General features: G+C 34.6%; 14 protein-coding genes and 1 tRNA gene. 4 read left to right on the top strand and 11 right to left on the bottom strand.

Going from position 1 to position 11,439, the window contains the following annotated elements:
* Window positions 1-576: IS110 family transposase (locus tag ADA55_RS25660; protein WP_048685551.1), on the top strand; the 576-nt coding region annotated here is incomplete at its 5' end.
* 625 nt (window positions 577-1,201) lie between these two features.
* On the opposite strand, the gene ADA55_RS25650 is transcribed toward ADA55_RS25660, so the two are convergent.
* The 7 genes from ADA55_RS25650 to skfA form a co-directional block, all read right to left on the bottom strand.
* Window positions 1,202-1,711, bottom strand: coding sequence for a TlpA family protein disulfide reductase (locus ADA55_RS25650; RefSeq protein WP_048689074.1), 510 nt, complete (start codon window positions 1,709-1,711; stop codon window positions 1,202-1,204).
* Window positions 1,712-1,728: 17 nt separating this feature from the next.
* A complete protein-coding gene (locus ADA55_RS25645; protein ID WP_048689071.1) occupies window positions 1,729-2,232 on the bottom strand; it encodes a HEAT repeat domain-containing protein in 504 nt (167 codons plus the stop codon).
* Window positions 2,210-3,718: a sporulation killing factor system integral membrane protein gene (skfF, locus tag ADA55_RS25640; protein WP_048689068.1), complete on the bottom strand. Its 1,509-nt coding sequence runs from the start codon at window positions 3,716-3,718 to the stop codon at window positions 2,210-2,212. Before skfF ends, ADA55_RS25645 begins: the two co-directional genes overlap by 23 nt.
* Complete coding sequence (locus tag ADA55_RS25635) at window positions 3,711-4,430, bottom strand: ABC transporter ATP-binding protein (RefSeq protein ID WP_226990546.1); 720 nt, start codon at window positions 4,428-4,430, stop codon at window positions 3,711-3,713. The genes skfF and ADA55_RS25635 overlap by 8 nt, the downstream gene beginning before the upstream one ends.
* Window positions 4,431-4,464: 34 nt before the next feature.
* The gene (locus ADA55_RS25630; RefSeq protein WP_048689063.1) at window positions 4,465-5,952 is read right to left on the bottom strand and encodes a CPBP family intramembrane glutamic endopeptidase; all 1,488 of its coding nucleotides are present in this window, start codon (window positions 5,950-5,952) and stop codon (window positions 4,465-4,467) included.
* Between the two features lie 22 nt (window positions 5,953-5,974).
* A complete protein-coding gene (gene skfB, locus ADA55_RS25625) occupies window positions 5,975-7,177 on the bottom strand; it encodes a sporulation killing factor system radical SAM maturase (protein WP_048689060.1) in 1,203 nt (400 codons plus the stop codon).
* Window positions 7,178-7,263: 86 nt separating this feature from the next.
* On the bottom strand, window positions 7,264-7,437 hold the full coding sequence (gene skfA / locus ADA55_RS28065) for a sporulation killing factor (RefSeq protein ID WP_065421222.1): 174 nt from the start codon (window positions 7,435-7,437) through the stop codon (window positions 7,264-7,266).
* 247 nt (window positions 7,438-7,684) lie between these two features.
* On the opposite strand from skfA, the gene ADA55_RS25620 reads away from it, so the two are divergent.
* The 3 genes from ADA55_RS25620 to ADA55_RS30825 all read left to right on the top strand — a co-directional run bounded on the left by ADA55_RS25620 (window position 7,685) and on the right by ADA55_RS30825 (window position 8,414).
* Window positions 7,685-7,882, top strand: a complete 198-nt coding sequence (locus ADA55_RS25620) for a hypothetical protein (RefSeq protein ID WP_048689057.1) — start codon at window positions 7,685-7,687, stop codon at window positions 7,880-7,882.
* Window positions 7,883-7,968: 86 nt separating this feature from the next.
* Window positions 7,969-8,148, top strand: coding sequence for a BRO-N domain-containing protein (locus tag ADA55_RS30830; protein ID WP_072273347.1), 180 nt, complete (start codon window positions 7,969-7,971; stop codon window positions 8,146-8,148).
* A complete protein-coding gene (locus tag ADA55_RS30825) occupies window positions 8,148-8,414 on the top strand; it encodes a hypothetical protein (protein WP_048689054.1) in 267 nt (88 codons plus the stop codon). Before ADA55_RS30830 ends, ADA55_RS30825 begins: the two co-directional genes overlap by 1 nt.
* Window positions 8,415-8,784: 370 nt before the next feature.
* Here ADA55_RS30825 and ADA55_RS25610 read toward each other — a convergent pair whose 3' ends face one another.
* From ADA55_RS25610 to ADA55_RS25595, 4 genes are all read right to left on the bottom strand, one after another.
* A complete protein-coding gene (locus tag ADA55_RS25610; protein WP_048689052.1) occupies window positions 8,785-9,783 on the bottom strand; it encodes a tyrosine-type recombinase/integrase in 999 nt (332 codons plus the stop codon).
* Between the two features lie 132 nt (window positions 9,784-9,915).
* A tRNA-Arg gene (locus ADA55_RS25605) sits at window positions 9,916-9,989 on the bottom strand.
* A 174-nt stretch (window positions 9,990-10,163) separates the two neighbouring features.
* Complete coding sequence (locus tag ADA55_RS25600; protein ID WP_048689048.1) at window positions 10,164-10,676, bottom strand: metallophosphoesterase family protein; 513 nt, start codon at window positions 10,674-10,676, stop codon at window positions 10,164-10,166.
* A gap of 2 nt (window positions 10,677-10,678) precedes the next feature.
* Window positions 10,679-11,290 carry an XTP/dITP diphosphatase gene (locus ADA55_RS25595; protein WP_048689045.1) on the bottom strand — a complete coding sequence of 204 codons (612 nt, stop codon included), beginning with the start codon at window positions 11,288-11,290 and terminating at the stop codon, window positions 10,679-10,681.
* Between the last annotated feature and the right edge of the window lie 149 nt (window positions 11,291-11,439).

The raw sequence follows: 11,439 nt of genomic DNA, 5'->3' as shown, positions 1-11,439 counted from the left end.
AAAGCAATCGCACTAATTGAGGCGTCCCAGCAGTCCTATCCAGCTGTTTCTTCATCGGATGTTTTGTGTGAGCAACAACGGTCATACGCTAGACGTTATCAAGAACTTCTCCAACAGAAGGAACAATGTATTAATGATATGGTCCAATTAGCAGAAAAACGCAGCGAATACAAGGTGATCTTGAGTTTTCCAGGCATTGGCCCCAATACAGCAGTTCGCTTAATAGCAGAAATCGGAGACATCCACCGTTTTGAGAATAACAAACAATTAAATGCTTATGCGGGTATTGACATACGCCGATTCCAATCAGGAAAAACCTATTTTAAGGACAAAATTAATAAGCGTGGTAATAAACACTTACGAAAACTGCTGTTCCTAATAATTCAGAACATGATTAAACAGAGACGTTACGGACGGAATCATATCGTTGAGTATTACGACAAATTAAAAACGCAACCCTATAACAAATGTCATAAAGTTGCGTCCATCGCCTGTGTGAATAAGCTTTTGAAGAACATCTTCTTTCTTATTTCACACAATATGAACTATGATTACGGGTTGGCCTCCAAATCATAGTTTTATAAATAATAACATAATCAAATGACCTAGTAAAAAAATCCAAGTTGGCTAGGTCTATTTTGTATACATATATTTAACAATTCGTCACCCAATTATTATTAGTAACCCTGAACACTCTGTACATTCTAAATACTAATAAATTAATTCAAACAAAGACATTGACTAATCGTAAGAAAGGCATGAGCCCGGTAGATTACCGGGTTCATGCCCTCAAGGCTGCCTAAGTAAATAAAGTGTCTAACTTTTTGGGTTCACTTCAATTTGGCAGCTCTTTTTCTTACGGAACTAAAGGCGTAGTTATAACAAAAATTTGTAGAAAAAATCTGAATGAAGGCGGTGATATTATGTTTAAGCAAAGCATCAGATTTCCCTTAATATATTTTGTGGTATTAACCGTTTGGCAATTTATTGCTAACACAGAGGTTAATTGGATAGATAACATAATGGTCTGTTTAATAATGTTCTTGATTATTGTGTTATATAAATGGTCGGAAATTCCATATAAGTGGAATAAGGACTAACAATGAGTAAATATAAACAATAATTTCCTCTTCAACTACGGGTGCGTTAGTTCATTAACATGGGTGCTGCGGCAGCAGTATATCCAAGATTTAGAGATTACTTAAAAGTGAATTGAAGTTTTTGCACCAGAACCTTTTATGCTCTGATCTTTTAAAACCTCCTGAACAATTTGATCCTTTACTATGTCTCTTAAGCTAGAAAACCAAGAGTCTATGTTTTCTATACCTATTTTTTTACTGACAATTTCATGGTCCTTGTTAAAAAGATAGATTGAAGGTAAAAATTTAGCATTAAGAGTAGAAATTATAACGTGTTCATGATCCAACAGGACTGGATCTTGTATTTTTTCCTCAACAACTATTTTGGTCACTCTCGCAACCTCTAAATCTTCTTCACATAAAGGAACATGAACTGATAAAGCTCTTAATTTTGATTTATTTTCTATCAAGAATTCCCTTATCATTGGAATAATTTCATTACAAAAACTACAACTAGTAGACCATAAATAAACAATTACATATTCTTTTTCAAAAAAATATTCCTTAGTATAGCGTTTCGATAACCAGTTAGAGTCCTCACTCAGTTTATATAAAAAATCTATACATTCCATATTCACTAGCTCCTTTATTAATCAATTCGCTTAGATATAATTATTCCCATAGCTTCTTCTGCTGCTAATTTTTCAACCGGGCTTTCTGGGTCATCATATACTCTCTTCAACAATTTTAAACCTTTTTCTTCTACATGATTTGGATCTAGAAGGGCTAAAGACCAAACTGCCCAAAAGCTTGCTTTAAAGTCATCTGAATTAACAATTTTTTTTAGGTAGGGAATACTAGTTTTTCCTATTCTTAATAGAGCCAAAGCAGCAGCCATCCTAGTTTGCTCATCGTCTTGAAATATCATTTGTGATATCCTAGGCACTGCTTCTTTAGCTTTTTCCTGTAATTCTCCAAGCACAATTATAGCCATAGTGTTGATAGAACTATTTTCATTATCAAGTGCTTGTATGAGTGCTGGTATTGCGTTAACATTACTCTCTTTCAACTTATTTACAGCTCCTAAGGCTTCTTGCGTATCTGAACTTCCTAATTTAAGAATATTTATATCAATAGGTTTTGAGTTTGACATTTTGTTCCCTCCCCTTTGTAGTAGCTAAATGTTTTTTTCTGTAAAGTGTTATGAAAGATAAAATACTAACTATGATTAAAGATAGATTTATAGCATTGATTGTGGATAATTTTAATAAAATGCCTGCCCATAAAAAAATACTAATAACTAACAAATACATAGTCAGGTATACAATAAGTTTTTTGAAATAATCACCAATAGAAGTATTAATAGATATTATAAAAGTAGAGTAAAATACAGATATTCTTAAAATTAGAATAACTATATATAATGAAGGTAATAAAGTTAAAAAATATAGGTTATCTGTGATAACTTTAAAACCCACGGTATTTCCAATTAATATATATGAAGCTACTACAAGAAAGGCAGGTAATATATATAATGTTTCTAATAATAAAATTTTAGTTAAAAGTTTACCTGGTAAAAGGAATAAGTCATGTGTTTGAGCATGTCTAATAAGACCTGAAAAATAAGATCCTATTATCGAAGAAAATAAAATTGCTGCAAGAAAAGTCCAAATAGCATTTGGGAAAAATTTACATATACATATAATCAAAATTAATCCTAAAAAGTATTGAAGTATTAAAGAAAGTTTGTGCTTTCTCATAATCAACATTTCATACCAAATAAATGAAAATGTTCCAGTTAAATATTCTCCACCCCACCAACTTTCTTGCTGTTTATTTTGAACTGAAGAAACCATGGAGTTAAAATCTTTAAACTCAGACCAAAACTCTGCTTCCCTTACAAGTTTTTCTTTTAATCTTGGGTCTTTAGTTGATATGTGAATAATAATAGTGGCTAAAATGGATAGACAAATAACTACAAGTACACCAGGGAAATTAATGTTTCCAAATAATAAATTTCCAATTCCATGCGCAACTGTATCAAAGAACACAACTAATGAAGAATTAATGGAAATATTATTATGGATATAGTAAATAGAAGTTGAATACAAGATAACTCCTATGAAAATCAATACTCCTATTGTTAAGCATAATTTGCGATTCCCCCGTGTGGAGGACATAGCGAACAAGAGTAATTCTAATAAGCAAATAACCCATACTCCTATTAGTGCATGTATAAATAAATGAGCGTAGGATAGATTTAATATTAGTCGCAGTATATCTGCTAGTAGGGCAGATATAAACCAAATTCCTCCTCTTAAACAAAAATTCCAAATTACCAATGACCATACTATTTTTTTCATAGACATAGGTAAGGTATAAATCCATATGACATCTTCCATTTTTGAGGGTAAACGATTAGAAATCAAACCATACAATGCATATATTAAATACAAGGCGACTATAACCCACCCAATTGTATTTATTCTCTCTTGATTATATGTAGGTATTGCCTGACTTTGTAAAGTTATAAAGATAATTAACAATACCAACGAGAAAATGGGTATTTTCCTCTTATTATTAATGTCTATCCATTTTCTTAAGCTTGTATGGAAATAGAGGGAAAAGAGATTACTCATCTTCTATATGGCCTCCTAACTCTCTAATAATAGCTTTACGCCAAGGTTCTAAAAGAGTTTCTTGTGTGGGAACAGTGTGTAAATTTATGATCTTCCCTTGTTGTATTAATATAACCCGATTAGCAGTTTCCATAACAAAATCGAGACTATGTGAGGAGATAATTACACTTTTTTGATTTTCAGCATTTTTCTTTAGCCACTGGGCTAACCATTGTTTTGATGGTATATCTAAACCAACAGTTGGTTCATCGAGTAAATATAAACTAGCTTCTTGTAGATATGCAGCTGCCAGCAAAATACGTTGTTTCTGTCCTCTAGATAAATTCCCACTAGGTCTATCTGCATAACTTTCTAAATTCACTTCTTTTAAAGCTTCTTGAACTTTAGCTCTTAACTCGCTTTTAGGTACTCCGAATGCTTTAGCCTTAAATTGTAAGTGTTCCGCAACTGTAAGAGTAGGATATAGATAGGGGCTATCAGGTATAAATACTGTTAACTTTCGGGATTGATTAGTGTTGGGACTAGAGCCAAAAAGGTTGACCTCTCCTTCTTCTACACTATATAATCCGCAAATACATCTTAATGTGGTTGTTTTTCCAGCGCCATTTGCTCCTAAAAGTCCCACAATTTCACCTGATTTTACTGAAAAGCTAATATTATTAATCCCATCTCCATTTTCATACTGCTTAACTATATTATTTAATGTTAGCATCTGACACATCCTTACCTCTTGTAAAAAGTTTTCATCAATATTGTATATTATGGGTATTTTCTACTTTTCCTGCTTTCATTTGAATCTTGTAATAAATTAAAGGTATTGATAACACAATAAAATTGTGTACAAAATGGGTGATAAGGGCTGCAAGGAAACCATAGTAAAGGTAAGTAAATCCTAAAATAAAACCAAATAAGACTAATTGAATCCAACGTATAAACCGTGGATTATAACCACTTCCTTGATGTAATAATGACCACAATACAGAAGTAATGGTTACGGCTAAAAGATTGTTGTTAAAAAGCCATAATAAAGTTGAAATACCTAATAATCTAAAAATAACCTCTTCAGTTACAGAGCTCTGTAAACTAATGCTTAAACTCTGTTTAAGTTTAAAACCAGAAAGATAGGATGATCTATCTGATAGTTCAGGAGATATCCTAATTAAATTGTTTTTATCCATATAATGAAATATAGAGGAGAATAATCCTAAAGAAATAAAAGATATCAAAACACCTGTAAGCACTTGCATACCTACATTCTCGAATAAAGGTAATTCTAGAACAGTGGCTAAATTAATTCCAGTAAGAGATGTAATAAAAGTAACACATCCATAAGCAATACTCCCCATAATAGCTGAAATTATTCCAATCAAGTAAACAGATTTGACAGAAAGCCTAGAGTCAAAAGAATTTATTATCCCCATAGATATATCTTCTTTACAAGTAAGTAAAACACCTACAATGGTAAACAGTGTAATAATTATAGGTGTTTTCAAATAAACTGCGTTATCTGTAAATATCAATAGAAGAATTCCTATAATTGTAGCTATAAATGAACCTATGAATCCAGATAAATTTAAAGCTGATTCCCCAAATTCTTTTTTTACAATTTCACCCATGTTAGAGGTTAAGATTTCTGTATCACTTAATATACCGATAATAACATTTTCCTGTACTTGGATAGATATTTTCATTCTTAATTCTTCTTCTTCAAGAATATACCAGTAAGTTCTAATATTAGAAAAATCCTCTTTGCGTTCACCTTCTCCAGTACTTTTAACTTTACTCCATATCCCAGAATTATTCACAGTTAAGGCTTTAATTACATCTAAAGGGGATTGTATATTAATTTCATTAGTTCCCATTTCCTGAGAACGAACATCAACGTGCATAAAAACAATTTCCTTATCCGCATTAATTCCTATTGAGATTGATTTATTTTGACTAACGAATCGAATTCTCCATGATTCAATAATTCCCCATTTGTATAATGTAGTTCTTAACCTGTTAAGCATATTTAGATTATGTAATCTATTAACTGTCTCCCGATCATACCAATACATGCAATAAGGCTGCCAATCGGAAACGTCAATATTAGTCAACTTTTTAATATGCCTTGTTGATATATTAATTGCTTCTTCCTTGTCAATTAATATTGATTCATAAGATTTAGGCCGATATTTCAGAAATAATACGAATCCAATTACACCTAGTAAACTTAGTAAAATTATATTCAAAAGAGTAACCTCCAATAGTAATTTACTGAAATGGGAGATCCTTATCACAAGGTAAAGATACTTTGCTAATACAGTGACAAGATTTAGAATTTTCTCTAACATAAAGTAAACGATCTGGAGCACCAATATTGTGTATAGAATCCTCTAGAATATTTCCAAGTTCAGCTCCCTCAATTTGGCAAGGAGTCACAGTACCATCAGCTCGAATGTACCAAGATAAGTATCCAGGAGTACAAAAATCGGTACATCCATTATTCCCTTCATTATTCCAGTCTGTTAAAATGATACGGTCTCCCCACTTATCTATACATTTTTTCAATTGAGTATTTACACAATTGTATTGATTGTCTGACAACCCGAAGTCACTATCTTTCGCTCGTCCTACAGGGAGCGTAAGACCTGCCCTAAATGCACTAACACCTGCTAATACAGCGTCTTCTACTACATGTTCTACACTCTTATAATTTGAGGGATTTATAGTCATAGCTATTAAAGTAGGAATTTTTGAGTTAGTTAATTTTTTAACATTATGTATGGTTTCATGATAAGCTCCTTGTCTTCCTCGAAGTCTGTCATGAATATCAGGTGTCCCATCAACACTGACTTGAACTACCACATTGTTCAATTGTGTGACTAAATCAATTTCATCTTCCCTCCAATTTATACCGTTACTAAATAGATGTACATTAGTAAATAAAGAACTTGCAGTAGCTAAGATACGTTTAAATCCCTTAGCTAATCTTGCTTCTCCTCCTGTCAAAGTAACATCTGAAACGCCATTAATAGCAAGTTTTTGTAATACACTTAGCCATTGATCTGTATCCAATTCATTAGTATATCTCTTGCCAGAACTTGCGTAACAGAAGGCACAACTTAAGTTACATCCGTTTGTCAGTTGCAAAGTGCAACTTATTGGTAAATAGGATTTTGTAGAGCCAGATATACGTAAGTTTTTTAATATACCTTCCTTCCAAGTTGATGTGAAAGGATGTTCATTGAATTGATCTATTAAATGCTGAGAAGTAATCTCCTCATTATGTATATTTCCCCAAATTTTCGCTGTTTTATCTATAGATCTAGTCTTAGATAAAATAAGCGCAAGTTCTGATGCAACGCCACTTAAACGAAAATAGTACATACTTCGACTCTCTAAAAGGAAACACCCACTCGGTTGTAGATGTAAGGAAAATTCTGGTTCATACTTTAAATCAAGATCATTAGTCATTTATACATCTTTCCTTTCAATAAATATGATGAATGTACTAATACTAGAGACAGAGGGATTTCTCCTCTCCATCTCTAGTTGCTCGTTTAGAGAGCTAGGTTAATAGGTGTGGGCGGTAGGCATGAACGTGTTAGTGAAATACTCTTTGCTGCCCAGCATGCAGCACAACCAACAGATTTGACTAATGGAACGCCACCTTGTTTTTGAGTGCTTTTTTGTGTTGAAGATTCCCACATTAGTTTTTGTTTGTCTTTTTCCATAAATGTCACCTCTTGTAAAATTTTTAATAGTTTTATACTATTATGTTATATATTGTAAATTAGATGTAACCATTTGTAAATAATTAACTTTTAAAAAAATATGCAAATAGTAATATGTTTTCTGCCAAGTACAGTTTCAAAATAGCTATAATTGATTTTAAAATTGATACTTTTGTTCTAAAAAAGGCATTAAAGGACGTTTAGTAACTTATAAATTGGGTTCGGTTCAATTGGAGGTGCAGTTTTTTTGACTAAATATACGATAGACGAAAAATCAAATGCAGTTTTAGAGTACTTAAAAGGGAAAAAAAACCATAAATCCATTACTCAAGAAAGAAATGTAGGTTTATCCCCTCTGAAAAGTTGGGTCGCTCGCTATCTAAAACATGGGATGGAAGGACTTGTTTCACCCTATACAAATTACACTCTGCCCTTTAAACTATAGGTACTTAAATATATGAACGAATATGGGGCATCGATCAACGAGACCGCTGTACACTATAACCTTCCTTCCGATTCTACACTTTTGAATTGGGCAATCCCCTCTTCCTAGCAAAAGATGTTGCTGAGTGGATTGATTACTCTAAAGACAAAGTTGGACAAATACTGAAAACAGTTGATGAAGATGAGAAAGTAACCTCACCGATACACTATAGCGGTCAGGTTCGCAATATGTATTTCTTAACAGAAGACGGTCTATATGAATATTGATGCAATCACGAAAGCCAATTGCAAAAGCATTCATGAAAGAAGTTAAGATAATCCTTAAGGCAATTCGCAGAGATGGTGGGTATATCGCAACAAATGAAGATGATGATGATGCTACAATCATGGCGAAGGCATTAGTGGTTGCCCAAAAGACAATTGACCGACAAGGTAAACAACTTGAATCTGCTAATAAAGTGATCGAAGAGCAAAAGCCAATGGTCACATTTGCAGAGAAGATATCATACAAATTAGCCTCCCCTAATAATTAAGGAAGGCTCATTCTAAGGGAACTTTATTAACTGTTTAGGCTGATAACGAACTGTACATTCTTTGGTCACGCAGTGGTCACAAAAATGGTCACATGTGGTCACAAAAAAGTAGTTTTTCTAGAATTTATCCATTTTTATCCTTTCATTCAATAATCACAAAACCCTTATATATCAACGTTTCCAGCCAACATCGACGGCATCAAACAGGACGGCACTTCAGAACCTGTCTTCCGTAATGGAGATTGGGTGGGGTTGATAAAAAATAGAGGGGATAGCATAGCATAATACTTCTGAAATCTTGAGTAATCACACTTCTTAAATTAGCAAGCTAAGGATGCTAAAAATCAGGAAGTATATGCTTCTTGTTACCTCATAAGTAGGATCGTAAGTTATTTACGACTTCATCAATATCTAAATGCAGATATTTGGTCGTAACTGATATATCACTATGACCCAACGCCTTAGAGATTACAGCAACATTTGCTCCTTTATTTAACAAGGTCTTAGCAAACCCCCTTCTTAACGCATGAGGATTGATATTCTTCAAACCGTACATTCGAGAATACTTATTTAACCGCTTCTGAATGTTATTATGCGTTGGTGAGGTTGATATGACATCTCCGTACTTAGTAATAAAAATCAAACTATTTTTCTTGCCATATTCTGTTCTAATTATTGCATTTTGTTTTAACAGTACCTCTAACAGTTTTTTTAGGAAGTCATCAAAAGGCAATTTAATTTGTTGATGATTTTTCATAATGCTTCCTTCTAAATTTAGCACATTGTTATTAAGGTCTATATGCCGTTCCTCAAGTTGAACCAATGTATTTATTCGGATACCTGTTTTAAACATGACTAGGACGGCTACAGCGTCCCTTAAGTGGATGAAATTCCCCAAGTCCAGTAAAGAGAGCAGAACATTAACATCATGCTCCGTAGCACCTTCCTTCACCTTTTGGTCCACCTTAATGTTAATGGTTTTCCAAAACTTCATTTCAATCCAACGATTATCAAAGCATCTAGACAAAAAAGCCTTTAGACATTTTAAACGTGTTAATTTTGTTTGATTGCTTACATTCATGCTATCTAAACATTTATAAATGGTATTGGCTGTAATATCGGCAACATTTGTTACTCTTTGAAAATGCTCTACATGAAGTACATAATCACTTATAGTCCGGCTTCTATTACCACTCACCTTCATTTGCCTTGTAATAACGTCTAGAGCGTTTGAAATCAAGATGGAGTCACTTAGAATAGCAGGTTGTTCAGTCCTAGCTTTTGAAGCGGCAGAATTAGAAACGGGTAATTCCTCTAATAACCCTCTTACGTCTACTTTAACATCTAATAATCCTTTTCTTTTGGTCATACGAAAAAACCTCCTATATCGTTAGTAATGTAAGTCGATATACGGTGTAATTTCTTACATGACCGTTATACTGACCGTTTCACTAAACGATATAGAAGGTTGTGGTAGCGGGCTTTGCAGCCGTTAAGTTAGTGTCCCAGGAGAGATTCGAACTCCCGACCGACGCCTTAGAAGGGCGTTGCTCTATCCAGCTGAGCTACTGAGACGTTTATGATATAAGTTGCGGTAAAACTTATGTATTACCTTAACTGTTCCCTTAGGACACTTCTTATTATAGTAGGATATCAAAAGGAAGTCAACGGTTTTTCAAAAAAAGTTTTTTTCTTTTTTTAAAGAACCAGGAAGCGGGGAAAAACGCTTCCTATTCATTATACATGAAGTCATTCCATTTGATAAGCATTTCTTAGATCCTCAACGATTTTTCCTTCAATGTCATAATAGATGATTTCAAGTTGGTCATTTCCAATCTCCAAAATGGCATAGGTTTTCTCTTTTCGTCCCCGCGGCTGCCGTATGCTTCCCGGGTTGATAAAGAGCTTGCCGTCAATCCACTCTGAGCCTGCAGCATGGGAGTGACCAAAGCAAATAATATCCGCCCCTGTCTCTTCACTTTTATAAGATAGGTTCATCAAGGTCATATTTATGTTATAGAGGTGTCCATGCGTTACGAAGAAACGCTTGCCTGAGATATTCTCCACAATATCATCCGGATATGCCGAATCATAGTCGCAATTCCCGCCAACGGCCAAAAACTCCGACATGTGAGGGTCATTTCTCTCCAACTCTGAATCACCGCAATGGATCATGGCGGCGACCTCTTGTTTATGACGGTCGGCAATCATGCTGATTTCATGAGTTAAGCCATGACTGTCACTCATTATTAGCACTTTCATCGTCACATTCCTTCTTCCCTTTTTAGAAATAGATCAAGTTTTTCATCTAGGGCCCTCAATGCGTTGGCACGGTGGCTGATTTGGTTTTTTTCCTCTTTTGTCAATTCAGCGTTTGTTTTGCCCTGTTCCTCTACAAAAAAGATGGGATCATAACCAAATCCATTCGTTCCTGAAGGCTGTTCCGTGATCAAGCCTTCCATCGTTCCCGATACCGTAATCGTTTCCTGGTTGGGCGACGCTAGTGCCAAGGCGCAATAAAATCTCGCCGTCCTAGCCTCTTTTGGCACGCCTTCCAGTTCGCGGAGGACTTTTTCCGTGTTTGCTTCATCACTCTTGGCCTCTCCAGCATAGCGGGCAGAATATACGCCTGGACGGCCCTCCAATGCATCTACAATCAATCCGGAATCATCAGCAATGACAAAGTGGCCTAGCTGATGGGCAATGGCCTCTGCCTTCAGGATCGCATTTTCTTCAAAGGTCGTGCCTGTTTCCTCCACATCCGGGGCATCCGGTACATCGAGAAGTGTTTTGACTTCATAACCTTTAGCAGAAAATAAGCTTTCGAACTCCTTGGCTTTCCCTTTATTTTTCGTTGCAATGATTACTGTCTTCATTTTTCATTTCACCCTTTTTCATTTTATCGGCACGGGAGCTCTTTTGGGGCTGAGAAAGAATTTGCTGTCATTCGTCATATGTAAAAGCCGCTTCTTCTCCAGTGCCAACGGACGGATTCAACTCTGCCTATCATGATCAACAACAGCCG

Source organism: Bacillus sp. 220_BSPC, from assembly GCF_001054655.1.
Classification (GTDB): domain Bacteria; phylum Bacillota; class Bacilli; order Bacillales; family DSM-1321; genus Peribacillus; species Peribacillus frigoritolerans.
Note: the sequence above shows the minus strand (reverse complement) of the source record. Positions and strands in the feature narration are given on the sequence as shown.

What these genes read in the sequence shown, in the direction of transcription:
- ADA55_RS25650 (WP_048689074.1), bottom strand. Translation starts at nt 1,711, where the DNA reads ATGGAATGTATAGATTTTTTATATAAACTGAGTGAGGACTCTAACTGG.
- ADA55_RS25645 (WP_048689071.1), bottom strand. Translation starts at nt 2,232, where the DNA reads ATGTCAAACTCAAAACCTATTGATATAAATATTCTTAAATTAGGAAGT.
- skfF (WP_048689068.1), bottom strand. Translation starts at nt 3,718, where the DNA reads ATGAGTAATCTCTTTTCCCTCTATTTCCATACAAGCTTAAGAAAATGG.
- ADA55_RS25635 (WP_226990546.1), bottom strand. Translation starts at nt 4,430, where the DNA reads ATGCTAACATTAAATAATATAGTTAAGCAGTATGAAAATGGAGATGGG.
- skfB (WP_048689060.1), bottom strand. Translation starts at nt 7,177, where the DNA reads ATGACTAATGATCTTGATTTAAAGTATGAACCAGAATTTTCCTTACAT.
- skfA (WP_065421222.1), bottom strand. Translation starts at nt 7,437, where the DNA reads ATGGAAAAAGACAAACAAAAACTAATGTGGGAATCTTCAACACAAAAA.
- ADA55_RS30825 (WP_048689054.1), top strand. Translation starts at nt 8,148, where the DNA reads ATGCAATCACGAAAGCCAATTGCAAAAGCATTCATGAAAGAAGTTAAG.
- ADA55_RS25610 (WP_048689052.1), bottom strand. Translation starts at nt 9,783, where the DNA reads ATGACCAAAAGAAAAGGATTATTAGATGTTAAAGTAGACGTAAGAGGG.
- ADA55_RS25600 (WP_048689048.1), bottom strand. Translation starts at nt 10,676, where the DNA reads ATGAAAGTGCTAATAATGAGTGACAGTCATGGCTTAACTCATGAAATC.
- ADA55_RS25595 (WP_048689045.1), bottom strand. Translation starts at nt 11,290, where the DNA reads ATGAAGACAGTAATCATTGCAACGAAAAATAAAGGGAAAGCCAAGGAG.